Source organism: Secundilactobacillus odoratitofui DSM 19909 = JCM 15043, from assembly GCF_001434895.1.
Classification (GTDB): Bacteria; Bacillota; Bacilli; order Lactobacillales; family Lactobacillaceae; genus Secundilactobacillus; species Secundilactobacillus odoratitofui.
The window spans coordinates 433,681-458,253 of the sequence record NZ_AZEE01000028.1 but is presented as its reverse complement, the minus strand read 5'-3'; the positions used below and the strand labels follow the sequence as shown (position 1 = coordinate 458,253).

Genomic DNA, 24,573 nt, shown 5'->3' with positions numbered 1-24,573 from the left:
GTAATTTCTCGTACAATGACTTTGTAAAATAAATAACATGGTTCATCTTCAGGGCAGGGTGCAATTCCCGACCGGCGGTAATAGTCCGCGACCTACTCTTCGGGGTAGCTGATTCGGTGCAATTCCGAAACCGACAGTAAAGTCTGGTATAAAGAAGATTATTAGGTAACGCAATTAATGTGTGCCGAATTGATTTTCCCCTTGGAGAAGTCAATTCGGCTTTTTGTTTGCGCTTTCATTGAAGATGACCAGGTTCGGGAGGAAATTCTGATGGAACACAGTCAACCGTTTAGTATTCGCCAGGTCGTAATCATGTCGTTGTTCGCTGGTATTTCATTTTTACTCTATTTCGTATCATTTCCGATACTGCCATTCATTTCGTATATGAAGGTCGATTTTTCGGATATTCCGATTTTACTGGGGATGATCATGTTCGGCCCCGTTGGTGGGATGTTGATTGCAGCAATCAAAGGCCTACTGTATTGGTTGCTGACCGGTGTGGATGTAGCGAATTTGATTGGCATCGTGGCCAACTTCATTGCTTCAGTTAGTTTTATGTTGCCAATCTACCTGGTTTTAAAGCGGTTCACGCAACGCAAGTTAGTGACTCGATTGACATTGGGTGTGATTGCTGGCACCTTGAGCTTATCAGTGGTCATGGCGCTCTTAAATTGGCTAGTATTAATTCCGCTCTATATGGCCGTACTTGGCATGAAGATTACGATGCCACTGGCTCAGATGATCTTGTTTGGGGTTGTTCCTTTCAATTTGATCAAGGGTGTTCTAGTCGGCGCGGTATTTGTACTTGTGACGATGCGCATGCAGCATTTCTTAAAGCAACAATCTGATTTACTTTAAATTTCAGTCAATTTTGCGACGGCCGTCTAGTTTGGACTAGACAGCCGTTTTTCGGTGTGGGAAAATGGTGGCAGACTTTTTAAGGTGGGATGACCGTGCTTGATGCGACACAATTATTAAGGTTTTTATCAGCAAATACCCCGAGACGACTTAGGGTGATTGAAAATGTGTTAGTGGGCAAGCGGTCCGTTTCAACACTTTATTGGGGGATGCGGTATGCCCAACTTGACTGGTTGGGTTATGACAAGCGGTTATCTCGAACTGAAGTTGACCAAGCCGCCCAATCGTTAGTTAACGACAAGCTGGCTGTAATGGCGGATACAAAAGTGAAATTGACGCCAGAGGGTTTAACAACCTTAAACGCCACGTCATTATACCAACCACAGGCCTTATCAGTTCGATTAACCGTTGATATCAGTACGTTTTGGCAGCGTTTTTTATTAGCGATTCAAGTGGTTTCCGAAGCTAGTTTTGAGAATCGGCAGTATTATCCGCTTCAGGTTCCCTGGGCGGTTAAACAAACCATCAAACGCTGGTTTCATCAGTATCGTGAGGCATCGTTAGCCGAACAGTTTCGCACGTTCTTAGAGGCGTTTTTGACGAGTTTGCCCACAACCCAAGCCAACTTTTTGGCTAACCTTTTAGTGGGCCATGTGCAACCAGGAAAAACAATCACCCAGTTAGCACAAACTGCTGAGATGTCTTTAGCTGAAGCGACTTTAATTCAAACCGATTTAGTCTGTCAGCTTGTTCAATTTATCCAACAAGAGCAAGCACCTGTGTTTACCACGCTTTTGGCGGGTTTGGTGAATTCACCGGTTAGTCAAAGTGCCTTACAAACGGTACAGGCTTATAACCAGGGACAGTCGCTTTCAACGATTAGTCAGCGACGACATTTAAAGGATAGTACCGTCAGAGAGCACCTACTGGAAGCCGCAATTTTAGAACCACTTAACGCGTTTGATTATGAACGGACTTTGTCACCAGCACTTCAAACTAAACTCGCTGATATTTTCGATCAGCAATCAATTGATGAGTGGCAGTTTGACCAAGTTGCGCCGTTATCATTAGAATTTTGGCAGTTTCGGTTATACGAGATATTAAGGAGTAAGCAGGATGATCAGTGATTCACAATTCTATCAGGCCTTAAAGCAGACGTTTGGTTTTGAGACATTTCGGCCGGGACAACTGGAGGCGTTAAAAGCACTTGGTGCGGGCAAAGATACCCTTGCCGTTTTGCCGACCGGTGCCGGTAAAACTTTGATTTATGAACTGTACGGTTTTCTAGCTGATCAATTAGTGGTCGTCGTGTCACCCTTGATTTCGTTGATGCAAGATCAAGTCGCTACCCTCAGCGTTCGTGGTGAAAAGCGAGCAGCGGCACTAACATCAATGATGACTTATAACGAAAAGCAAGCCGTATTAGCTCACTTAAATCAATATCGGTTTTTATTTGTTTCGCCAGAGATGTTAAGTCAGTCGGCCGTTTTAACTGCTATTTCACGAGTTCAACTGGGCTTGTTGGTAGTCGATGAAGCCCACTGTATTTCAACTTGGGGACCAGATTTTCGGCCAGAATACTTACTTTTAGGTCAAATTCGACACTTACTGGGTGACCCACTGACGTTAATGGCCACGGCCACTGCGACCGATCACGTCAAGGCTGATATTAAAGCTAAGTTACAGCTGCCAGATGCTGAAGAAATTATTTTACCAGTTGACCGCCAAAATATTTTTTTGGACGTCGAAAAATTTGAGGTGTTGGCCGATAAAGATGAACGACTGGAAACATTAGTCCAGCAACTCAAAAAACCGGGCGTCATTTATTTTTCAAGTAAACAAAAGGCTGATGAGATGGCGGGGTATTTGAACCAAAAAACGACGTGTCATGTGGCTGCCTATCATGCCGATCTTGATTTAGAAACCCGCTTCAAGGTCCAACAACAGTTTATGTTGGGACAACTGGACGTTATCTGTGCTACGAGCGCCTTTGGGATGGGGATTGACAAAAATAACGTCCGGTTTGTGATCCACTATCATCTCCCCGGTGATTTAGAAAGCTATTGGCAAGAAATTGGTCGGGCTGGTCGAGATGGACAACCAAGTATTGCGATTTTACTCTATCAACCTGGCGATGAACAAATTGCTCAGTTTTTGAGTGAAACAACGGTGCCAGAGCCTAACGAAATTGACTACTATTATCACCAAAAGGCGCCATTAGCCGCGCCAGATAATAAGGCAAATTTGATTTGGTTTTACCGCAATCATCACGTTAGTCTTGAGCGGGTGTTAGCCGGCTTTGAAAAGCGGCGTGAGCAGCGGTTCCGGGCACTCCAGAAGATGTTGGCGTACGTCCGAATTAGCAGTTGTCGTCGAGAATTTATCCGGTCGTATTTTGACCAAACTGATTCAGAAAAGCCAACGCATTGTTGTGATAATGACGAACAGCTTGATATTTCGGCATTGGGTCTAGAGGCGTCAGACAATGAGCGTGTTCAACTGGCGTCCACAGATTGGCAATCAATCGTGACGCAGCTGTTTGCGCATTAGCTTATTAAAAAAGTGCCCACACTGTTGCTAGCTATGGTACAATTCGTAATGAAAGTTTTTTAGGAGGTTAAGCGATGGATCCAAAAAAAGATGACCACTCATCCGGAACGAAACCTTGGGATCAGTCGTTTGCGGACGATCGTGATTCTCAAGGAAATTTGTCGCGTACAAAACGACACCGCCAAAGTCATAATAATCGATTAATCACGATTATCTTAGTTGCAATTATTATTTTAATCGCCGTCGGATCACTGATTTATGGCTTAGCACGTCAAAGTGCGATGAACAAACCAGATAACTCAATGGCAGTTTCAAGTGAACAAACTAGCCAATCGAGTTCGACTCACCGAAAGAAGGCTGAAAAATCAGCTTCACAACAAGCGGCTTCGTCGTCAAAAAAGGCAGCGGCATCCTCAAGCAAAGCACAAGCTGCTAGTCAATCAGCAGCTAAAGCGAGTTCTAAGGAGGCCGCTAGTTCGACTGCGGCAAAAACTACCAGCTCGACTTATTCGAGCAGTCAAGCTCAAACTAGTAGTGAAGCAAGCTCAAGTTCAACGACTTCTAGCAGTACCAAGAGCTCGACTGGTTCTAAGTATGCCACGGTTGGCCAGGGACAAGGTTTATACCGAGTTGCAGTCAATAATGGTATTTCGGTTGAAAAACTGAAAGAGTTAAACGGATTAACTGGCAACGCAACGCTCAGTCCAGGTCAAAAACTACGCGTTAAATAAGGTTACAGGTGGAAAAGTATGTCAAAAAAAGAACTACAAGTTGCAATTGACGGTCCTGCTTCTGCAGGAAAAAGTACTGTTGCCAAAAAAATTGCCCGTCGATTTGCGTATATTTATTGTGATACCGGGGCAATGTATCGAACGGTTACCTTAAAGGCAATGCAAACTGGCGTCGCTTTGGATGATGCCCAAGCATTGGCCAAGATGTTAGCCAAAACAGATATTACCTTTAAACCCGGAGATCCCGAACAATTAGTTTTTCTTGATGGTCAAGAAGTGACCATGGCAATTCGGCAACCAGATGTGACCAATAACGTCTCAACGGTGGCTGCTCAAGGCACTGTTAGAGCCGATTTAACTGAGCGTCAACGGGTGATTGCAGACGCTGGCGGCATCGTGATGGATGGCCGAGATATCGGAACTTCTGTTTTACCACACGCCGAAGTTAAAATTTTTTTGGTGGCTAGCGTTGAAGAACGCGCGCAACGCCGATTCAAGGACAATGCAGAAAAGGGGATCCACACGCCAATTGACGTTTTGCGAGACGAGATTGAGACCCGGGACCATAAGGATTCAACTCGGGCAATCTCACCCCTTACTCAGGCGGCTGATGCAGTCCGTTTGGATACAACATCGTTGTCAATTGACGAAGTTGTTGATAAGATTAGTGTAATAATTGAACAAAAACGACAAGAATTCGAATAAAAGTACGTCATGGTACTGGTAATATTGGCGATTTTCGGATAAAATATATATTAGAGTTGTCGCAAGGAGGAAAAGTTCGTATGAGTGAAAACAATAGTGAGAACAACGATTTATTAAATGCTTTAAACAGCATTGAGACGGTTAATGTTGGTGACGTAGTCAAAGGTGAAATTTTGGCCATTGATGACGACAAGCAAGCAATCGTTGGTATCGAAGGTACTGGTATCGAAGGTGTGGTACCACAAAAGGAACTTTCAACAAAGCCAGTTTCTGATATTAATGACATTGTCAAGGTTGGAGACACCCTTGATTTAGTTGTTATTTCAAAGATTGGTAATGATAAAGAGGGCGGCAGCTACTTGTTATCTGTTCGTCGTCTGGAAGCCCGTAAAGTTTGGGACGAGATTCAAAAGAAGTTCGAAGCCGGTGAAAACATCGAAGCCCCTGTTACCCAAGTGGTTAAGGGTGGGTTAGTTGTTGATGCTGGTGTTCGTGGCTTCGTTCCAGCTTCGATGATCAGTGATCACTTCGTTGAAGATTTGAACCAATTCAAGGGTCAAACTTTAACCTTTAAGATTATTGAAATTGAACCAAGCGAAAACCGCTTAATCTTGTCACACCGTGCTTTAGTTGAACAAGAAAAAGCTGCTAAGCGCGAAGAAATCATGAGCACGATCCAAGCTGGCGATACCATTGAAGGTAAAGTTGCTCGTTTGACTAACTTCGGTGCCTTCGTTGACCTTGGTGGTGTTGATGGGTTGGTTCACGTTTCTGAAATTGCTTACGAACGTGTTGAAAAACCAGCTGACGTTTTGAAGGTTGGCCAAGATGTGAAGGTTAAGGTCCTTTCCGTTGATCCAGAACGTGATCGGATTTCACTTTCAATTAAGCAAACTTTGCCAGAACCATGGGATGATATTGAAGAAAAGGCTCCAGAAGGTGCCGTACTTGAAGGAACTGTTAAGCGTTTGACTAGCTTTGGTGCCTTTGTTGAAGTCTTCCCTGGTGTTGAAGGGTTAGTTCACATTTCACAAATCGCCCATGAACATATCGCGACACCTAACGACGTGCTTTCAACTGGTGAAAAGGTTCAAGTTAAAGTGCTTGAAGTTCACCCAGATGCACACCGTTTGGCACTTTCAATCAAAGCGTTGAAGGAAAAGCCTGCTGGTAGTGATGATCAACCAAAGCCTCGTGCACCTAAGAAGTCATCTGCTCCAGTTCAAATGTCAACTGACGATGATGATGCCGGCTTTACGTTAGGTGATCTGATTGGTGACCAATTAAAGGGTGCCCAAGGTTCAGATCAAGACTAATTTACGTAACAGCTAACAACCGAAATTTGCTTTAACATAAAAAGTCATTTTGGAGCGGAATGCCGGTTCAAAATGACTTTTTTATTGCGATATTAGGTTTAATGAAGATAACTTATGAAAAGAGGGATGCCAAATGAGTATGCCAAGTATTGCCATTGTTGGTCGACCAAACGTTGGGAAATCAACCATTTTTAATCGTATTGCCGGTGATCGAATCTCAATTGTTGAAGATACGCCAGGTGTAACGCGAGACCGGATATACGCCCATGGTGAATGGCTAGGGACAAACTTTAGTTTGATTGATACCGGTGGGATCGATATGGGTGACGAACCCTTCTTAAAACAAATTACCCAACAAGCAGAAGTGGCCATTGATGAGGCTGACGTGATCGTTTTTGTAGTCAGTGTCAAAGAAGGCGTCACTGATGCTGATGAAAAAGTCGCTCAGATTCTGTACCGAGCAAACAAGCCAGTTGTGCTGGCAGTTAATAAAGCTGATAACCCAGAATTACGGCAACAAATCTATGACTTTTATGCGTTAGGCTTCGGCGATCCATACCCGATTTCAGGGTCACATGGTCTTGGTTTAGGTGATTTATTAGATGCCGTTATTAAGGCGTTTCCTGACACAGAGGGCGTTGTTGACGATGATAGCATTCGCTTTAGCTTGATTGGTCGGCCTAACGTTGGTAAGTCATCGTTGGTTAACGCGATGCTTGGTGAGGATCGGGTGATCGTCTCAGACATTGCAGGCACAACTCGTGATGCGATTGATACTAAATTCGTAGCTGACGGCACCGAGTATACTATGGTGGATACCGCTGGGATTCGAAAGCGGGGCAAGGTCTACGAAAACACCGAGCGATATAGTGTGATGCGCGCAATGAAGGCCATCGATAATTCCGACGTTGTCTTGTTTGTGTTAAACGCCGAAGAAGGAATTCGTGAACAAGATAAGCGGGTTGCTGGATACGCCCATGAAGCGGGCCGTGGCATTATCATTGTAGTGAATAAGTGGGATACACTTAAGAAAAACAACCAAACGTTGCACGATTTTGAAATTCACGTTCGTGAAGAATTTCAATATCTAGCCTATGCGCCAATTGTTTTTGTCTCAGCCAAAACCCATCAACGACTCGGTGAACTACCTGCTATGATTAAGACCGTAGCAGGTAATCACGCTAAGCGGGTACAATCTTCAACCTTAAATGACGTGATTATGGACGCAATTGCGATGAATCCAACACCGAATGACAACGGCAAACGGTTACGGGTTTACTTTGCCACTCAAGTTGCGATTCAACCACCGACCTTTGTGCTCTTTGTGAATGATCCGGATTTAATGCATTTTTCATATGAGCGATACTTGGAAAATCAAATCCGTGAACACTTCGATTTCACCGGGACACCGATCCACATTATCGAACGTCACCGAAAGTGAGTTAACCCGCTACAAGCCGGGCGTTGCGCCATTTTTTCAGCTTTATACGTGAAAAATGCCATTTTTGCGATAATATTCGACTCAAAACGGCAAAAAACCTTGCTATGAAAGGCTTTGTGTGCTATCTTGGATACAGAAATGATGCGGAATCCCGTTATTATTTCAATAGTCAGATTGACTTGTCGATCGACTAGATGAGATGAACGTGTACTCATCATAATTTTTCCAAGGAGGCGAATCATTCATGGCAAACAAAGCACAACTCGTTAACGATGTCGCTGCTGCAACCGGCTTAACTAAGAAGGATGCAACTGCAGCAGTTGATGCAGTATTTGACTCTGTTCAAGCAACTTTAGCTAAAGGCGAAAAGGTTCAATTAATCGGCTTTGGTAACTTCGAAGTGCGCGAACGTGCAGCTCGTAAGGGCCGTAACCCACAAACGGGTGACGAAATTCAAATTCCTGCAAGCAAAGTACCAGCATTCAAGCCTGGTAAAGCTTTAAAGGATGCTGTTAAATAGGACAACTATTTAGTTGCATTGAGCGTCAGTAGATTATTCTACTGGCGTTTTTTTGTACCAGAAATAAGCGTGAGCGAGAACTGTACGCCATTTATTGATCGACGAGTGGCAGGTGTTAGACCAGCTTGCTTGGCGAACGCGGCCACAAGTGCTATGATAGATTGTCAAACATTACGGGAGGTATTCGATGAGTTATTCAAAACAAGCCCTCGACCACTTAGAGCGCGGTCAACTAGATGAATTTAAAAAAACTTATGCCAGTGCATTACGGCATGACGATGATGACACATTATACAGTTTAGCTGAAGAGTTATACACCTTAGGCTTTTTAAACCAAGCACGTCGGATTTATGAGAAATTGCTAGAACGTTACCCAGAAGAGGATGATCTGCGGGTCAATTTAGCCGATATTTTAATTGAAGATGATCACAACGATCAGGCTTTAGACTATTTGAACCAAGTTACACCTGACTCTCCTGCCTACGTTCGGTCATTAATGGTAGCTGCAGATCTCTATCAAACACAAGAACTGTTTGAAGTAAGTGAACAAAAATTACTTGAGGCGCAGCGGTTAGCCCCCGATGAACCAGCCATTAGTTTTGCGTTGGCAGAACTGTACTTTACCATGCGTGAATTCAAGCGGGCCATTCCGCTTTATCTTGACCTGATTAAAGAAGGAACCCCTGCGTTCAGTGGCGTCAACTTAGTCGAACGAATTGGGGTGGCCTACGCCAACGCGGGCCGTTTTGAACAGGCCATTGGGTATCTGAAACAGATTCACTCAGGCGATATGACCCCAGATGTTAAATTTGAAACAGGGTTTACGTATCTCCAACTTAAAGAATACAAATCAGCCATTGCGTTACTGACTGAGCTTCAGGAAACCGATCCGCAATATACAAGTCTTTATCCTTATTTAGGCCAAGCGTTGGTTGCGGAAAATCGGCTTGACGACGCCCTCAAAATCCTGCAAGAAGGGTTGGGGGTAGATCAGTACAATGAGAAACTTTGGTCTTACGCGGCTGATATCGCAGCGAGATTAAAGGATGAAGAACTGACTGAGACTTACTTAAAGCGTGGTCATGACCTCGATAACGATGATTTAGATATCGTCATTAAACTCTCCAATCTATATGTGAAACAGGAACGGTATGATGAAATCGTGGCCTTTTTAGCACCATACGTGCAGGCCGATAACGTTGACCCTCAGTTATACTGGAATTTAGCAGTGGCATACGCGCACTTGGAGCAATTTGACGAGGCGACTCGTTTTTACCAGGCAGCCATGCCATACTTCATGGATCAAACGGCGTTCTTAAAACCGGCCATTTACTTCTTCAGGGAAATGGGCCAGCGCGATGAAATGTTGACACTATTACGAGCCTACGTTAAATTGGTGCCAGATGATGCGGAAATGGCGTTGATGCTTGAAGCAGAAGACGAAGACGATTATTAGGATGAATTAAGCTGAGTCAGTCCAGAAAGGGGCTGACTTTTTTGATTTTGAACTTAAGTACAATAAAAAGTTACTTTAACTTAAAGCATAAAAAAATAAAAACACGCCTCAACGAGCGTGTTTAAAAAACGAGTTACGTGAGGGGCGCTCATAAGTGAACCCTTCTCCAATAGCCTCGTTCACGTCAAAAATCGTCATAAAAGCACTCTGATCCAGCTCACTCACAATCATTTGTAAGTCGTGCAGTTCACTTGGGCTAACCACGATATATAAGACTGGCCGGTCTTGATGGGAATAACCACCTTCGCCATGAAGAATACTGACACCACGCTGCATTTCGGTCATCACTTCATCAACAATTGCTTGGGTTTCGGTACTAACAATCAGGACCCCCTTGGCAGCATATGTGCCACTCAAAATGAAGTTGACCAGTCTTGAGAAAACGTATGCACACAGTAAGGTATATGCCATGTGACGAATATCAATGTAGATTAGTGACGCAAATAAAACAACGATATCTAACCAAAGTAGCGTCTGTCCCATCGGAACGCCACGGAAACGTTCAAAGATGCGGGCGATAATATCTGTTCCACCAGTGGTGCCACCAAAACGATAGAGTAGCCCACTACCCGCGCCACCGGTAATACCAGCAGCCATCGCTGATAAAAAGAGATCGTGATGAAGATCAATGGCCATGGGAACCCGTTGCCATATCCAAAGGAAGGCAGAAAGCATCACCGTACCATAGAGGGTATAAATGATTGCCCGCCGTCCCAAGAAACGATAACCGATCCAAATCAAAGGAATATTGATGATGATGGTCGAATAGGCTGGATCAATATGAAATAGGGCACGCAGAATTAGGGTCACCCCACTAATACCACCATCAGCAAGTTGATTGGCAATGTTGAACATGACTAACGCAAAGGCATAAGTTGCACAACCAATTGTAATCATGAATAAATCCAAAACACGGACCTGTTCTTCTTTTTTTGTCGTCACCTTGATTCCCCCTTCCACTGTGCAATTGTGTGTAATATTCATTTTTTATTCGTTTCCATCATAGCATACTTTCACCTTCGGACAGTTGGTTCAAGTGACTTTATCTGTTAAACTGAATAAGACTTTGAAATCTAAAAAAAGGGCCGATTTTAATGAGAATTGAAACATTACCAGATGAATTTATTCAAGCACAACCGATTATTGATACCATTGAGGCCGCTGGTTACGAGGCCTACTATGTTGGTGGCTCGGTCCGTGACACGTTACTCGGGTTACCAATTCATGATGTTGATATTGCCACCAGTGCGTACCCGGAGGAGGTAAAAGCTCTCTTCAAGCGAACGGTGGATACGGGAATCGAGCATGGTACCGTGATGATACTAGATCATGGCCAGGGGTATGAAACTACGACGTTTCGAACTGAGTCAGGCTACCAAGACTACCGTCGACCAGATTCTGTCCAGTTTGTTCGGTCGTTAAAAGAAGATCTCAACCGACGCGATTTTACGATTAATGCGCTAGCACTTAAAACTGACGGGACGATCATTGACTATTTCGATGGCTTAAACGATTTGAAAGCGAAGCGAATTAAGGCAGTCGGTAATCCTGAAACTCGGTTTAATGAAGATGCCTTACGAATGATGCGTGCCGTGCGGTTTGCTAGCCAGTTAGACTTTACGATTGACCCAGAAACCATCGACGGCATTACACACCATGGCCAACTGTTAACCAAGATTGCGGTGGAGCGCATTCACGTGGAGTTCGTCAAGTTACTACTTGGTCAATGGCCTAGTCGTGGTCTTGACGTCTTCTTGTCGACTGGTTTATACCAGTACTGTCCAGATTTTGCTGACTATGAGGCACCACTTATTGAACTGGCCAAGCAATTAAAGGTCGGGATGAGCAATGAAACTGCGGTTTGGGCTTTGTTAGCAACTACTTTTAAATTGAACACGAACCAAGTTGCGTCGTTGTTAAAACATTGGAAATCCGCTAATCAGATGATTACCGATACGCAAGTGGTCGTGCGTGCAATTCAAGCAATTACAACTAATCAGGTTAATGCTTGGTGCTTATACCAAACCGGTCGGGAACGCTTGGCCATTGCAAACGAAGTAGCTACCGCGTTATCGCTGTCTGAGATAACAACAAAGGAACTGCAAGCGCGTTATGATCAATTACCAATTCAATCTAAACGGGCGCTCAGCATTTCGGGACAAGACCTCATGCAAGCTGGTGTGCAACCTGGACCTGGTTTGGGTCGGGGGTTAACTTATCTTGAACATCAAGTGGTTAATGGGTTACTGACCAATCAAACGGAAGTATTAATTAAAGCGGCTATTCACTATTTAAACGAGGAAGCGTGACAAGATGCAGACATTAAGAGCAGAAGGGTTGACCCGGACTTATGGCGAAAAAACGCTGTTTGAACAGGTTGATTTTATTATCAATGAAAACGACCGGATTGGGCTAATTGGTACGAATGGGAGTGGCAAAACGTCGCTACTCAATACGCTAGCAGGGTTAGCACAATATTCGGGTGATATTATTACACCAAATGATTATTCAATTGCGTATTTAAAACAAGAACCAGAGTTTAATGACGAGCAAACAGTGATGGATGCCGTATTTTCAGGTACTCAAAAAGTCTTTCGAATTATCAGACGCTATGAAGATACTTTAGCCGCCTATAGCGCTGATCCCGAAAATGAAAAGAAACAGCAACAGTACATGGATGCTGAAGCACAAATGAATGAAGCTGACGCGTGGAACGCTGAAAGTGATGTTAAAACCATTTTGACTCAGCTCCATATTACTGACTTGTCACAGCAGATGGGGACACTTTCTGGTGGTCAGCGTAAGCGGGTTGGGTTGGCGCAGGTGCTGATTCAAGCACCCGACCTCTTATTGCTTGACGAACCGACCAACCACTTGGATTTTGACTCAATTGATTGGCTTCAAAGTTACTTGGCTGCCTATAAGGGCGCTTTGCTGGTTGTGACCCATGATCGATATTTCTTGGACCAAGTCGCTAATCACATCTGGGAGTTGTCATTTGGTCGGCTTTTCAATTACGATGGTAATTATCAGGATTTTGTTGCGCAAAAAGCCGAACGGGTCGAACTTGAAGCAGCTCAAGAACATAAGCAACAACAGCTCTACAAACAAGAATTAGCTTGGATGCACGCTGGCGCTAAAGCTCGGTCCACTAAACAACAGGCTCGAATCAATCGATTTAACGAAATCAAGGATAACCTCGGCACAAGACAAGTTGATGAGGATGTTTCGATTGATCTCGGTCAAACGCGCCTGGGTAAGCAGGTGATCGAACTAAAAGATGCAAACTTACAATTGGACAATCATGTCATTTTAAAGGCCTTTGATCTGCTCGTACAAGCGGGCGACCGGATCGGCATTACGGGTGAAAATGGGGCAGGTAAATCGTCATTGCTCAACGTGATGGCTGGTCGGCTACCGTTAGATTCCGGTACGATCACCATCGGCGAGACGGTTAAGATGGCCTATTATACGCAACGAACTGAGCCAATTCCTGATGATAAGCGAATTATTAATTACTTGGAGTCGGTTGGCCACAACGTTACCGATAAAAACGGTCAGTCAATCTCAGTTTCAGAGTTGCTGGAACAGTTCTTATTTCCAAGATTTATGCACGGCACTCTGATTCGTAAGTTATCGGGTGGTGAAAAGCGCCGTCTGTACCTTTTAAAGTTGCTAATGGGTCAACCAAACGTGTTATTTTTGGATGAACCAACCAATGATTTGGATATCTCGACGCTAACTGTTCTTGAAGACTACGTGAACCGCTTCAACGGTACCGTGATCACAGTTTCTCATGACCGGTATTTCTTGAATAAAGTTGCGGATAAATTGCTCATTTTCGAAGGGAGCGGTGACATTCAACGCTACAACGGTCTGTTTACGGATTATCTGTCGGAGCACCAACAAAAAACTCGGGCAGCCAACAAGAAGGCGACCGAACCGAAGCCAGCAGCTAAGGCAGTAGCACCGACCCAAAAGACTAAAACCAAGTTAACCTATAAAGAACAGCAAGAATGGGCGACCATTGAAGATGAAATTGACGCATTGGAAAATAAAAAGAGTGATTTACAAGCACAAATGACCCAAAATGGGGATAATTATGATAAATTAGCTACATTACAGTCAGACTTTGAAGCGACTGATCAGCAATTAGATGAAAAAATGGCTCGGTGGGATTACCTGAGCCAGTATGCCGACTAGCAATTTTTAATAGGAGAGGGTTGTGCCAATGTTAGAAGATGCTTATTTAGACCTTGAACGATTCGTATTAGAAAATGGCCATCGTAAATCAGACCGAACTGGTACTGGGACGATCAGTACCTTTGGGTATCAGATGCGGTTTGATTTAAGTCAGGGTTTTCCTTTATTAACGACTAAAAAAGTCCCGTTTGGGCTAATTAAGAGTGAGTTGCTCTGGTTCTTACATGGTGACACTAATATTCAGTATCTGTTGAAACACCATAACCATATCTGGGACGAATGGGCCTTCAAAAACTACGTGAATTCTACCGACTACCATGGTCCAGATATGACTGATTTTGGTCGTCGGTCACTTGTGGACGCTGATTTTAATGCGGCCTATCAAAAAGAAATGGCTGCTTTTTGTGACCGAATCGTCAACGATGATCAGTTTGCGGCTCATTACGGGACGTTAGGTAACGTATACGGTGCACAATGGCGTGCTTGGAGAACTAGTAAGGGTGAGACTATCGATCAGCTTAGCAACGTGATTAAGACCCTTAAAACGCATCCTGATTCACGACGTATGATTGTTTCGGCATGGAATCCTGAAGACGTGCCAAGTATGGCTTTACCACCTTGTCACACGATGTTTCAGTTTTACGTTGCTGATGGTAAGCTGAGCTGTCAACTTTACCAACGCTCGGCTGATATCTTTATCGGCGTACCGTTCAACATCGCCAGCTATGCACTCTTAACTTGCTTGATTGCCAAGGAAGTTGGCCTACAGCCGGGTGATTTTGTACACACGTTGGGCGATGCTCATATTTACAGTAATCATATTGAACAAGTTAAGACTCAGTTGACCCGCACCCCGGCACAGGCACCACAACTGGTCCTTAATCCTGATAAATCAAGTATTTTTGATTATGATATGTCAGATATTAGCGTCACCAATTACCACCCAGCGCCAGCAATTAAAGCGCCTGTGGCAGTGTAGGGGTGAACGTATGATTTTTATTTGGGCAGAAGATCAAAATCACGGGATTGGCTTGAAAGGGACCCTTCCCTGGCATTTACCGGCAGATTTAAAATTTTTTAAACAGACAACTATGGGCAACACCCTCGTGTCAGGTCGGCGAACGTTTGCGAGTTACAAAAAACCATTACCGCACCGTAAACACGTTGTGCTCACCACGGATAGCAGTGCGCAATATCCGGACGACGTGACAGTACTTCATGAGACACAGGCAGTGATCGCTTATGAACGTGATCATCCAGATGAAACTGTCATTATTAGTGGTGGCGCAAAGGTGTTTGCCAGCTTGTTACCATACGTTGATACTTTGATCCGCACTCGGGTCGATCACGCGTTTGAGGTTGATACTTACATGCCGGCAATCGATTATTCAAAGTTCAAACTGGTTGAACAGCAACATCGACTGGCTGATGAAAAAAATCAATATGCGCTCACGTTTGAACGCTGGCAACGTCGGTAGTGCTAAACTTTAAGTGACTTAGATAATGGTCAGACGGAATTAAAATTTATCGTAAATTTCACCTCGAAAAAAAGCTATCAGCTCCAGAACTGGAGTCGATAGCTTTTTGGTTATTGTTATAAGTGGATTATGCATATAGTAAAACTGAAAAGTACATCAAGATGGTACCAAGCAACACAAACAAGTGCCAGATAACGTGACCAAATTTAATGCCCTTAAAGCTGTAAATGACCGCGCCTACTGTGAAGGCAACGCCGCCAAGTACCAAGAGTGTGAACCCGGGAATACCCAAGCCTTGATAAAGCTGCTTGAAACCGAGGACACAAAACCAACCCATGATGACGTAAATCACCGTTGATAATTTTTGGTATTTGCCGAGCCACAAGGCCTTATAAATAACACCCAAAATGGCCATTGCCCAAATGACACCAAAAATCACCCAACCAAGAGCGCCTTTGATCACCACCAAACAGTATGGGGTGTAAGTTCCTGCAATGAGCAAGTAAATGGCGGAATGGTCAAAAATCTGGAACAGGTGACTCGCCTTGGTAAAATATAAACTGTGAAACAGGGTAGAAGCAAGGTAAAAAATGACCAGCAGGGCACCATAAAGTGTATATGCCGTAATGCGCATGGCACCGCCTTGTTGGACACCGCGAATAATGAGCAATACCAGACCTGCAATGCTTAAGGCCACACCGATGCCGTGTGTAACGGCATTCAATACTTCATTAATGATTAAGTAGCGCCGAGATGGCTTCGGTTTTGGCGCGAGATGGTTAGGTTGTATCAAAATATCCCTCCGTCGAAAAAATGATGGTGAATTTCAGGTCGTATGTACGATATCAAGTGCTAACTGCAAGTGCTAACTGCATGTAGCCAGTAGCATGAGACAACCTTGTGACACCTTGGTTCATCTGCTATACTATTACCGAATCGTTTTCATGCGACAACTGTCATTGTAGCATGAAAACACCTACAATGGGTAAGAAAGCGTGGTTATAATCAATCATGGCAACTGTTAAGATAGTAACTGATTCTTCCGCCGGGTTAACTGACGAAGAAGTTGAAAAGTATCACATTACGATCGTTCCGTTAACGGTTATGATCGATGATGTCGTTTATGTTGAACGGCACACCATCACGAATGAAGAATTTATCAACAAAATGGAAAGTTCAAAGACTTTTCCAAAGACCAGTCAACCGCCACTTGGTGATTTCATTAAGGTGTTTGATGACCTGGGTGCTGATGGCAGTCCCATCGTGTGTTTAAATATGCTCGAAGCAATCAGTGGCACCGTTCATACTGCAGAGCAAGCTGCAACCATTTCTAAGTCCGATGTGACGGTGGTTGATAGTCAAACCACTGATCGGGCGCTTGCCTTTCAGTGTATCGAGGCAGCTAAGCTTGCGCAACAGGGTGCATCCGTCAGCGAAATTGTGGCTGCAACTAAAAAATTACAGCACAACACCCGCTTATACATGGGAGTGATGACGCTTGATAACTTGGTCAAAGGTGGCCGAATCAACCGTATGACTGGCGCCATCTCATCGTTATTAAACATCAAGATCGTTTTACAGGTTGGGGATGGTTTACTCAACATCAAAACCAAGGGACGTGGCGTGAAGACCATTGACCGTTTCTTTGAAAAAGTGTATGACCAAATGAAGCAAACGCCAAATATTAAGGCAATTGGTATTTCACATGTGCACGCTGAGTCGATGGTGGATAAGTTACTCGAACACCTTAAACCAATGTTTCCGGATTTAAACATCGTCGTTCGAGAAACCGTGCCGATTATTGCGTCACATGGTGGTCCTGGTGCGTTTGCACTCATGTATTATTTCGATGACGAAAAATAACTAATACGACGTGGCGTATCCGTTCACGTGCTGTTTCGCCAATAATCCGCATGATCGCGCTGATCATACGGATTATTCGCTTATTTACCGTTAAATTCGGTACAATACTAGCATTATTTTATAAGCTAAGGAGAGGATCAGATGCGCTCAAAAACTAAATGGCTGATTGCAATTATCGGTCTTATTGTCGTTATTGGCGGTGGTGGGTATTGGTGGTACGCGCAACAGGCTAGTCAACCTGGTCAAACCACTAAAGTCGTCAAATCCCAACGGGTTCGTGTTGTTTCTGTTGGAGATTCTTTGACACAGGGTATCGGCTATGCCAACGACCATCAGGGTTACTTACCATTCTTAAAACGATCACTAAATCAAACTTACTATGTCAAAACCAAGCTCAGTAATTTTGGGATTGGTGGCGAACGCAGTGACCAAATTGATAAGCGTGTCAAACAAAATACCAAATTGCGTACAGCAATGAAAAAAGCTGATATTGTTGCAATCACAGCTGGTGGTAATGATTTATTACAGGGATTAGAACAAAATATTTTGGTATCAAGTGATCAAAAACTTGAAAAAAAACTTGAACCACTTCGAACGACTTATCAACAAAAACTCACAAAGTTGGTCAATGACGTTCACCAGGTTAATCCGAGTGCACAGGTATATGTGTTTGGGATTTATAACCCCGTGTACGTGTACTTTACAAATGCCACAATGATTACCAAAGCGGTCAACCAGTGGAACCAAGTGAACCAACAAGTTGCGTTGGCAGCTAAAAACACGTACTTTGTTAACGTTAATCAAACGCTGTCACATGGTCAGTATCAATCGGCCAGTGCGCAAGCAAAATTAAGAACCCAAAATAAGCAAAATGATTCGAAGTATGTTGATCCGGTACTGGTGGAAAAATTGTTGCAGTCTCAAGACAGCAGCGAAAAGAACGCCTATTTATCGACCCATGACCATTTTCACCCGAATAAAAAAGGGTATCAGATCATGGCTAACAAACTGGCACAAGCCATTGGTCAACACTCAAACTGGCAAAAAAGATAAAGAAATTGGGGTGGTAATTTGAAAGAAACACCAAGTCGACAACAGACGACAAAAAAACAGTGGAATGGCTGGAAATGGGCCTTTATTGGTCTGATTGTGGTGATTTTATTAGGTTGTGGGACATTTGCGGTGAAGATTTTTTCGGCACCTAAAATCACCACTTCTCAGGAAACAGCACCGGTGTCGGCTGCCAACTTCAACGTCAACTTGAACAAAAAACAACTGAATGCGATGGCTGCTTATTATTTGGATCAATATCAGACTGAAAGTAAACAAAAAGTGACCTATCAGTTTGAAGTACATCAAGACGCGGTCATTACTGGTGAAACTAAATTACTGGGTTTGACGGTCAATTTTGGGCTGTCTTTGACCCCTAAAGTACTGCCGAATGGTAATGTTCAATTAACGGCCAAGAAATTAGCTGTCGGTCAACTGAGTGTGCCCGTGAAGGCGGTTATGAGCTATATTAAGGCGCAGTATAACTTACCTAAGTGGGTTGAATTGGACGTTAAACAAAAGACCATCACAATGAATTTGCACCAGTTTAAAACAAATGGCGTGCAATATCGGGCAGAAAAGATTAACATGAACGGCACTGGGCGTTTTGAATTTAAAGTACTCGTACCCAAAACGAATTCATAGGAGGTACTTGAATGCGACAAAGTTTTTATCAGTTTTTAATGACGCAGCGCAATCCAGAAGATTTCGAACCGGTGGCTGAATTTGCGAACAATGCCTTTTATGATCAAGGCTTTCCTAAGCAAGAGACGCATTTCGAAGCACTATCAAAATATCTGGAGGAAAACGCATCTTACCTGCCCTCGATGACCGTGTTCGATGATGCCTGGGCACTTTACTTAGCACAAGATTAACTGAATTTATTGATAACATCACTTTTAACAGCTGCACTTTGCGTGAGACAGAGGTCTTTGCAAAGGGTGGCTGTTTTTAGTTTTTGGTGGCGTGAACACTGAATTCGCTGTGCAATTGTACGGGTAAATTCTTGTTATCAATAGAGTCCATTCTTAGGATAATTGGACGAATATAGGGCGTTTTTAATAGTAATTAAAAAAATATACTACATTTGCGTATTAGTGCCATTTAAAATGGTTAATTATCATTGAATAAAGTTGAACTCACATTTCTAAATACATGGCGAGAATGTTGACGATTATTGCTATAATATATTTATTGATTAAAGGGGGATTTTAATAAATGAATAAGAAAATTTTAGGTGGGGTTACATTAGCAATATTTAGTGGGTTACTCTTCAGCGCTGTAATTGAGTTTTTGCCAAATAATATCACGAGGACTTCAACGAGTGCCTCGGCAAAAACTAAAGTTCGCTATTATCAAAATATTAAGAACGCAACTTATATGGTTAGGAACAAAAAAGCCGTTATTTACAGCAACGGTAAGATCAACCATAAAACTGGCGCTAAACTCGGCGCCTATGGTACTTACGTCACTGGTTACTATGCTTCACACGTTACAATCAACGGCAAAAAGTCTGTTTACTACAAGTTTAAAACGGATTCTGGTCATACTGGCTGGGTTTGGAACGGCTGGTTAAAGAAAGTGTCTTATAAAACACCTGCCAAATCTGGTTCAAACAATACACCTAAAACACCCATAAACGCGTCAAGCGACTGGAACACAGATAGCAACGACGATTCATTCAAATTTTCAAATCAAGCTTACGTGAACGAATTTGTTGTTAAGCTAAACAAAGAACGGACAAAACGTAACTTACAACCAGTTTCAGTAGACGCGCAACTTACTCAAATCACCAACAAGCGAATTAAGGATATTACGCAAAACTTTACTCACTATAATAGTGCGGGTAAGCCCATCTTTGCTGAATATGCCAAGCAACTCGGTATCACAACTGCTCGTGCTGAAGTTTTAGCATATAGTATGCCTTCAACCATCAATGTTGACACTCCAACATCGAAAGATGCTGCCGATAATGATGTGATTGAATATATCTATTACGATGGAAACAGTGATTGGGGTCACCGTGATGCCTTGTTGAATCCCAAATATAATATCATTGGTGTGACTGCAACCTATACACATGAAGATGTCTATGACGCAACGGTATTGGGTGTCAGATAATCCAACTGATTTTAGTGTTATTCAATCAAGATTGCGAACTATGATATTGAATGATCAAAATATGATTTTGTAGGGGGGATTTTGTCATGTCAAAATTATTCAAAATTTGCAGCTTAATCATTGCAAGTACCAGCTTTGCAGGTGCATTGCTTGTCTCTAAACCTGCTAATGCTTCAACGAAAACCAAAGTACGCTATTACCAAAATATCAAAAACGCCACATATACGATTCGAAATAAGCGGGCCGTGGTTTATACAACTGCGAAACTAAACCATAAAAAAGTTGCCCGATTAGGCGAAATGGGACCTAAGGTGACCGGCTACTACGCTGCTCATATTACCAAGAACGGTAAGAGGGCTGTGTACTATAAGTTCAAGACCACTTATGGTTCAACTGGTTGGGTTTGGAACGGTTGGTTAAAGAAGGTCACGAAGACAACCACAAAGACTATCCCAGGTTCAGGCAACAACAGTTCAGTAGACAAGTCAAATGCAGGTGATAATGCAGCCATCCATGCTTTTACGCTCAATCAATCTGAATACGTTAATGCCTTCTTGTCTGAGCTTAATCAAGAACGTCTGAAAAGAGGATTATCTGGGTTGAAACTCGATGTTACACTGACTCAAATCGCTAAGACGAGGGCGTCTGAAATATCAGTTAATTTTACGCACTACGATCCAAGTGGTGTTACTTATGTTAGTAAATATGCTAAACAGTACGGTATTAATTACTCAATTTTAGGTGAGGTAATCACTCAGAATTATCCGACTGCGCCAACCAATCGTAACAATGGTGAAACTTGGGGTGAAGATACGGACGATACCTCAAGTGCGGCAACGTTACCTAAAAACCCAACATCCGCAGAGCTTGCACATTCAGATCTTATGACGTATCTCTACGACGATGCATCTAGTGCCTGGGGACATCGCGATAATTTGTTAAACAGTAAGTACACCAACATCGGAATTGCAGTTTCATATAATTCGTCAAAGGATAGAAATAGTTATTCAGTTGCCGATCTATCAAACTGATAAAGCCGACTAGGTAGATCCTCAGCGTAATAGCTGAGGATTTTTTGTTTGCTGTGAGCTATAGTGTAGATTAGTGGTGAAGCACGGACAATAATATGTATTTTTATAAATGATAATTCTTGGCTGTGTGCCATCAGACCCGGTCTCTATCGAAAAATGCAGAAAAATGTTAAAATATAATAGTTAATTTGGGCTACTGGGGATTTTCTTTTATCCTAAAACGAAGCTCTCACCACAATTTGGTAGTGTGTACTTCTCATTTAAATTCAGATGAAACCAATTTTTTTATGAGTCCAAGAATAAAGGTTTTCTATTTAGCAAATCCTCAAAAATGATACTATATTTGAGGATTATAAGCGTTGATATCAGTCAGTTATCTTATCGTGAGTAGACTCTAATTTCAAACTCATGAAATCTAGATATTATTGTTAAACCTATGAAAATCTCTCACAGATCATACAAAAAAATTAGCCAAAGGCTTGTACTTGGTTAACTAAGGAGTTATTTATTTATGGCAACAATTCAATGGTTTCCAGGCCATATGGCGAAGGCCATCCGCCAGTTGGAAGAAAATTTACACGTCGTTGATATTGTGTTTGAGTTAGTCGATGCACGGATTCCGCAAGCATCACGCAACCCAGAGATTGAACGACTGATCAAGGATAAGCCGCACTTGATGATCATGACTAAAAATGACCTGGCTGATGACCAGCAGACTACCAGCTGGATCAAGGCTTTTAAAGCACAGGGATTGCCCGCCATCGCGGTCGATTCCAAGGCCAACATTACGACGAAGGCTATTACTAAAATTACCCAATCAATCTTAGCCGATAAACTTTCGGCTGAATTGCAGAAAGGGTTGAAGGAACGGCCAGTCCGAGCCATTACAGTGGGCATTCCTAACGTTGGTAAATCAACCTTATTGAACCGATTGGTCAATAAGCGAGCCGCCCAAGTGGGTGATCGACCAGGTGTCACCAAGGGACAACAATGGTTACGATCGTCATCTAAATTACAATTACTCGATACGCCCGGAATTTTGTGGCCAAAATTTGATGATGAAGAAACTGGTCAGGCGCTAGCACTAACCGGTGCCATTAAGGACCAACGTTTTGCAAGTGATGACGTTGCATTGTATGCACTGAAATTTTTCCGGCAATATTATCCAACTGCGCTGACGCAGCGTTATAAGCTTCAAGAATCAGATTTTGATTTATCAGACGTTGATTTATTATTAAAATTGACCAAATTGTTTGGCATGAAAGATGATTATGAACGGGCCTCTGATCGTCTGATCTTGGATATTCGCAAAGGTAAACTTGGTCGCTATACACTGAATCGGACAACGGGTGATCAGGATGACTAAACCAGTATCCATTAAGGAGTTAACGGCGCAATTTCATGCGATTACCGCGCTAGATGACCCACTTTTAGAAGCGTATATGACTGATTCGCGACAAGGTGTTCAAAAATTACTTGCGACAACTCGAAAACGGCTAACAAAATTAGCTGAACAAAAACGCGCTTTTGCTGAGCGCTTTTTTTATGAGCGACAGGCTCATCAACAGGGCCGTATGCTGGTAGCCGGTATCGATGAAGTTGGCCGTGGTCCACTTGCTGGTCCAGTCGTTAGTTGTGCAATCATTTTACCTGACCATTTTGATGTGATTGGCGTGAATGATTCCAAACAATTGAGCGATCATAAACGAGAACAGCTATATCCTCAGATTCTCAAGCAAGCGGTGAGTGTTGGAATTGGAATCGCAACCAATGACCAAATTGATCAGTTAAATATCTATCAAGCTACAAGAGTTGCAATGCTCGAAGCGGTGAAGCAATTGACACCACAACCCGATCAGTTATTAATTGATGCCATGCAAATTGATACAGACATTCCTCAATTGAAATTGATTAAGGGCGATGCCAAGAGCGTTTCAATCGGTGCGGCCAGCATTGTTGCGAAGGTTTTCCGTGACCATTTAATGCAAAGCTATGACACCCTTTATCCTGGCTACGAATTTGGCCATAACGCTGGGTATGGCACTCAGGCACATTTGGCAGGTTTGAAACGTTTGGGGCCTTCGCCAATTCACCGGAAAACCTTCGAACCAGTTTCAAACTATTTTTAATAATCACCCGTAGTTAGGATTATCTTACTGATCAAAGGTGGTTACGCTGTGAATTTAAGGCATTTTTTACTCCGATTACATTTAACCCGCGGTATTGGGCTACGTGGCGAATATTTGGTCGCGCAGTGGTTGGCTGATCATCCCGGTCAGTTGAAGCAATTGTTACCGCAACAAATCGTTAAGATTGCGGGCATTTTGCCGCGGTTTCAACGGTTATTTGAACAGGACTTCATCAGCATGAGGGTCTCTACCGCCGTTGAACGTCACCTTAACTCTACGCAATTCATGACAATTTTTGACGATGAATATCCACTATTGCTACATGAAAGTTGGCTACCACCGGTTGTGCTGTTTTATCAAGGAAATATTAATCTACTTCGATCGTCATCTTTTTTGGGAATCGTGGGGACCAGACGTGCGAGCCCGTATGCGAAACAAGCAATTGAGCAGTTTTTACCAGCAATCATTCAACGTTCTATGGTCATTGTTTCTGGTTTAGCCACTGGTGTCGATCATTTAAGTCATCAATTGGCTCTGCAGAACGGCGGTCACACCATCGGCGTTATCGGTACTGGCCTCAATTTAAGCTATCCAGCTAGTAGCCAAAAACTACAGCAATACATGGCACAACATGAATTAGTGTTGTCCGAGTACCCATTGGACGCAGCTGGCCGAAAGCACCATTTTGTTGAACGTAATCGAATTATTGCCGGTTTGAGTCAAAGTGTGGTTGTCATTCAGGCTAAAGCTAAGAGTGGCAGTTTAATTACGGCCAACTTGGCACTTCAGAATAATCGCAACGTCTTAGCGGTACCTGGCCGAATTGATGATGAGCTTTCGACCGGGTGTAATCAATTGATTCAAGCTGGCGCAAAACCGGTCTTAAAGGCCAGCGATATTTTGGAAGATTTTCCACAAATCAAGGGCTAATTTTTTTAAAATCGACATGCTGAACTAACATAATATAGTAGTTTTTTAGTTGACAATCCAATTTTTATGAAATATGATGTGAAAGATTTAGTATCAACAGTTCACTAAATATCTATAATGCGTTAAAAGGG

The 24,573-nt window shown here is 43.0% G+C and carries 24 protein-coding genes and 1 riboswitch; of the genes, 22 read left to right on the top strand and 2 right to left on the bottom strand.

The window, feature by feature from the left end; all coding sequences use genetic code 11:
- Positions 1-40: 40 nt before the first annotated feature.
- Positions 41-163, top strand: a riboswitch (FMN riboswitch).
- Between the two features lie 107 nt (positions 164-270).
- The 9 genes from FD04_RS07130 to FD04_RS07090 all read left to right on the top strand — a co-directional run bounded on the left by FD04_RS07130 (position 271) and on the right by FD04_RS07090 (position 9,577).
- Positions 271-858 carry an ECF transporter S component gene (locus FD04_RS07130; RefSeq protein ID WP_056947945.1) on the top strand — a complete coding sequence of 196 codons (588 nt, stop codon included), beginning with the start codon at positions 271-273 and terminating at the stop codon, positions 856-858.
- 95 nt (positions 859-953) lie between these two features.
- A complete protein-coding gene (locus FD04_RS07125) occupies positions 954-1,985 on the top strand; it encodes a helix-turn-helix domain-containing protein (protein WP_162255753.1) in 1,032 nt (343 codons plus the stop codon).
- Positions 1,975-3,408: a RecQ family ATP-dependent DNA helicase gene (locus FD04_RS07120; RefSeq protein ID WP_056947941.1), complete on the top strand. Its 1,434-nt coding sequence runs from the start codon at positions 1,975-1,977 to the stop codon at positions 3,406-3,408. Before FD04_RS07125 ends, FD04_RS07120 begins: the two co-directional genes overlap by 11 nt.
- Before the next feature lie 74 nt (positions 3,409-3,482).
- Entirely contained in the window at positions 3,483-4,139 is a 657-nt protein-coding gene (locus tag FD04_RS07115; RefSeq protein ID WP_056947939.1) for a LysM peptidoglycan-binding domain-containing protein, read from the top strand.
- Between the two features lie 18 nt (positions 4,140-4,157).
- Positions 4,158-4,844: a (d)CMP kinase gene (gene cmk / locus FD04_RS07110; protein WP_056947937.1), complete on the top strand. Its 687-nt coding sequence runs from the start codon at positions 4,158-4,160 to the stop codon at positions 4,842-4,844.
- An 80-nt stretch (positions 4,845-4,924) separates the two neighbouring features.
- Complete coding sequence (gene rpsA, locus FD04_RS07105; protein ID WP_054702086.1) at positions 4,925-6,160, top strand: 30S ribosomal protein S1; 1,236 nt, start codon at positions 4,925-4,927, stop codon at positions 6,158-6,160.
- Between the two features lie 133 nt (positions 6,161-6,293).
- Complete coding sequence (der, locus tag FD04_RS07100) at positions 6,294-7,601, top strand: ribosome biogenesis GTPase Der (RefSeq protein WP_054702089.1); 1,308 nt, start codon at positions 6,294-6,296, stop codon at positions 7,599-7,601.
- A gap of 244 nt (positions 7,602-7,845) precedes the next feature.
- Positions 7,846-8,121, top strand: coding sequence for an HU family DNA-binding protein (locus FD04_RS07095; protein ID WP_054702092.1), 276 nt, complete (start codon positions 7,846-7,848; stop codon positions 8,119-8,121).
- Positions 8,122-8,308: 187 nt separating this feature from the next.
- Positions 8,309-9,577 (top strand): tetratricopeptide repeat protein, encoded by a 1,269-nt coding sequence (locus FD04_RS07090; protein ID WP_056947936.1) that lies wholly within the window; start codon positions 8,309-8,311, stop codon positions 9,575-9,577.
- Between the two features lie 108 nt (positions 9,578-9,685).
- On the opposite strand, the gene FD04_RS07085 is transcribed toward FD04_RS07090, so the two are convergent.
- Complete coding sequence (locus tag FD04_RS07085) at positions 9,686-10,579, bottom strand: YitT family protein (protein ID WP_235805665.1); 894 nt, start codon at positions 10,577-10,579, stop codon at positions 9,686-9,688.
- Positions 10,580-10,731: 152 nt separating this feature from the next.
- Here FD04_RS07085 and FD04_RS07080 point away from each other — a divergent pair, with 152 nt between their 5' ends.
- Genes FD04_RS07080 through FD04_RS07065 form a run of 4 tightly spaced genes read left to right on the top strand, consistent with a single transcriptional unit; the run spans position 10,732 to position 15,318 of the window.
- A complete protein-coding gene (locus tag FD04_RS07080; RefSeq protein WP_056947933.1) occupies positions 10,732-11,946 on the top strand; it encodes a CCA tRNA nucleotidyltransferase in 1,215 nt (404 codons plus the stop codon).
- Positions 11,947-11,950: 4 nt separating this feature from the next.
- Positions 11,951-13,840, top strand: coding sequence for an ABC-F family ATP-binding cassette domain-containing protein (locus FD04_RS07075; protein WP_056947930.1), 1,890 nt, complete (start codon positions 11,951-11,953; stop codon positions 13,838-13,840).
- Between the two features lie 28 nt (positions 13,841-13,868).
- Entirely contained in the window at positions 13,869-14,819 is a 951-nt protein-coding gene (locus FD04_RS07070) for a thymidylate synthase (RefSeq protein WP_056947928.1), read from the top strand.
- 10 nt (positions 14,820-14,829) lie between these two features.
- On the top strand, positions 14,830-15,318 hold the full coding sequence (locus FD04_RS07065; RefSeq protein ID WP_056947926.1) for a dihydrofolate reductase: 489 nt from the start codon (positions 14,830-14,832) through the stop codon (positions 15,316-15,318).
- A 127-nt stretch (positions 15,319-15,445) separates the two neighbouring features.
- Here the strand turns inward: FD04_RS07065 and trhA are convergent, their stop codons facing one another.
- A complete protein-coding gene (gene trhA, locus FD04_RS07060) occupies positions 15,446-16,111 on the bottom strand; it encodes a PAQR family membrane homeostasis protein TrhA (protein ID WP_235805664.1) in 666 nt (221 codons plus the stop codon).
- A 218-nt stretch (positions 16,112-16,329) separates the two neighbouring features.
- On the opposite strand from trhA, the gene FD04_RS07055 reads away from it, so the two are divergent.
- The 9 genes from FD04_RS07055 (at position 16,330) to dprA (ending at position 24,442) form a co-directional block, all read left to right on the top strand.
- Positions 16,330-17,181 (top strand): DegV family protein, encoded by an 852-nt coding sequence (locus FD04_RS07055; RefSeq protein WP_056947924.1) that lies wholly within the window; start codon positions 16,330-16,332, stop codon positions 17,179-17,181.
- A gap of 141 nt (positions 17,182-17,322) precedes the next feature.
- Positions 17,323-18,234, top strand: coding sequence for a DUF459 domain-containing protein (locus FD04_RS07050; RefSeq protein ID WP_056947922.1), 912 nt, complete (start codon positions 17,323-17,325; stop codon positions 18,232-18,234).
- Between the two features lie 18 nt (positions 18,235-18,252).
- On the top strand, positions 18,253-18,876 hold the full coding sequence (locus tag FD04_RS07045) for a YpmS family protein (RefSeq protein WP_056947919.1): 624 nt from the start codon (positions 18,253-18,255) through the stop codon (positions 18,874-18,876).
- A gap of 11 nt (positions 18,877-18,887) precedes the next feature.
- A complete protein-coding gene (locus FD04_RS07040) occupies positions 18,888-19,106 on the top strand; it encodes a YozE family protein (RefSeq protein ID WP_056947917.1) in 219 nt (72 codons plus the stop codon).
- A 343-nt stretch (positions 19,107-19,449) separates the two neighbouring features.
- Complete coding sequence (locus FD04_RS07035; protein WP_056947915.1) at positions 19,450-20,352, top strand: CAP domain-containing protein; 903 nt, start codon at positions 19,450-19,452, stop codon at positions 20,350-20,352.
- 86 nt (positions 20,353-20,438) lie between these two features.
- A complete protein-coding gene (locus FD04_RS07030) occupies positions 20,439-21,383 on the top strand; it encodes a CAP domain-containing protein (protein WP_056947913.1) in 945 nt (314 codons plus the stop codon).
- Positions 21,384-21,894: 511 nt separating this feature from the next.
- Positions 21,895-22,749 (top strand): ribosome biogenesis GTPase YlqF, encoded by an 855-nt coding sequence (gene ylqF, locus FD04_RS07025; protein ID WP_054702115.1) that lies wholly within the window; start codon positions 21,895-21,897, stop codon positions 22,747-22,749.
- Positions 22,742-23,512 carry a ribonuclease HII gene (locus FD04_RS07020; protein WP_056947911.1) on the top strand — a complete coding sequence of 257 codons (771 nt, stop codon included), beginning with the start codon at positions 22,742-22,744 and terminating at the stop codon, positions 23,510-23,512. The genes ylqF and FD04_RS07020 overlap by 8 nt, the downstream gene beginning before the upstream one ends.
- A 48-nt stretch (positions 23,513-23,560) precedes the next feature.
- Positions 23,561-24,442 carry a DNA-processing protein DprA gene (gene dprA / locus FD04_RS07015; RefSeq protein ID WP_056947909.1) on the top strand — a complete coding sequence of 294 codons (882 nt, stop codon included), beginning with the start codon at positions 23,561-23,563 and terminating at the stop codon, positions 24,440-24,442.
- The last annotated feature ends 131 nt before the right edge of the window (positions 24,443-24,573 follow it).

Bases quoted from the DNA above. Each gene is read 5' to 3' on its own strand.
- FD04_RS07020 (WP_056947911.1), top strand. From the start codon at position 22,742: ATGACTAAACCAGTATCCATTAAGGAGTTAACGGCGCAATTTCATGCG.
- FD04_RS07080 (WP_056947933.1), top strand. From the start codon at position 10,732: ATGAGAATTGAAACATTACCAGATGAATTTATTCAAGCACAACCGATT.
- FD04_RS07070 (WP_056947928.1), top strand. From the start codon at position 13,869: ATGTTAGAAGATGCTTATTTAGACCTTGAACGATTCGTATTAGAAAAT.
- FD04_RS07075 (WP_056947930.1), top strand. From the start codon at position 11,951: ATGCAGACATTAAGAGCAGAAGGGTTGACCCGGACTTATGGCGAAAAA.
- rpsA (WP_054702086.1), top strand. From the start codon at position 4,925: ATGAGTGAAAACAATAGTGAGAACAACGATTTATTAAATGCTTTAAAC.
- FD04_RS07115 (WP_056947939.1), top strand. From the start codon at position 3,483: ATGGATCCAAAAAAAGATGACCACTCATCCGGAACGAAACCTTGGGAT.
- FD04_RS07035 (WP_056947915.1), top strand. From the start codon at position 19,450: ATGAATAAGAAAATTTTAGGTGGGGTTACATTAGCAATATTTAGTGGG.
- FD04_RS07090 (WP_056947936.1), top strand. From the start codon at position 8,309: ATGAGTTATTCAAAACAAGCCCTCGACCACTTAGAGCGCGGTCAACTA.
- cmk (WP_056947937.1), top strand. From the start codon at position 4,158: ATGTCAAAAAAAGAACTACAAGTTGCAATTGACGGTCCTGCTTCTGCA.
- FD04_RS07065 (WP_056947926.1), top strand. From the start codon at position 14,830: ATGATTTTTATTTGGGCAGAAGATCAAAATCACGGGATTGGCTTGAAA.
- der (WP_054702089.1), top strand. From the start codon at position 6,294: ATGAGTATGCCAAGTATTGCCATTGTTGGTCGACCAAACGTTGGGAAA.
- FD04_RS07130 (WP_056947945.1), top strand. From the start codon at position 271: ATGGAACACAGTCAACCGTTTAGTATTCGCCAGGTCGTAATCATGTCG.
- FD04_RS07055 (WP_056947924.1), top strand. From the start codon at position 16,330: ATGGCAACTGTTAAGATAGTAACTGATTCTTCCGCCGGGTTAACTGAC.
- FD04_RS07095 (WP_054702092.1), top strand. From the start codon at position 7,846: ATGGCAAACAAAGCACAACTCGTTAACGATGTCGCTGCTGCAACCGGC.
- FD04_RS07040 (WP_056947917.1), top strand. From the start codon at position 18,888: ATGCGACAAAGTTTTTATCAGTTTTTAATGACGCAGCGCAATCCAGAA.
- ylqF (WP_054702115.1), top strand. From the start codon at position 21,895: ATGGCAACAATTCAATGGTTTCCAGGCCATATGGCGAAGGCCATCCGC.
- FD04_RS07030 (WP_056947913.1), top strand. From the start codon at position 20,439: ATGTCAAAATTATTCAAAATTTGCAGCTTAATCATTGCAAGTACCAGC.
- FD04_RS07120 (WP_056947941.1), top strand. From the start codon at position 1,975: ATGATCAGTGATTCACAATTCTATCAGGCCTTAAAGCAGACGTTTGGT.
- FD04_RS07050 (WP_056947922.1), top strand. From the start codon at position 17,323: ATGCGCTCAAAAACTAAATGGCTGATTGCAATTATCGGTCTTATTGTC.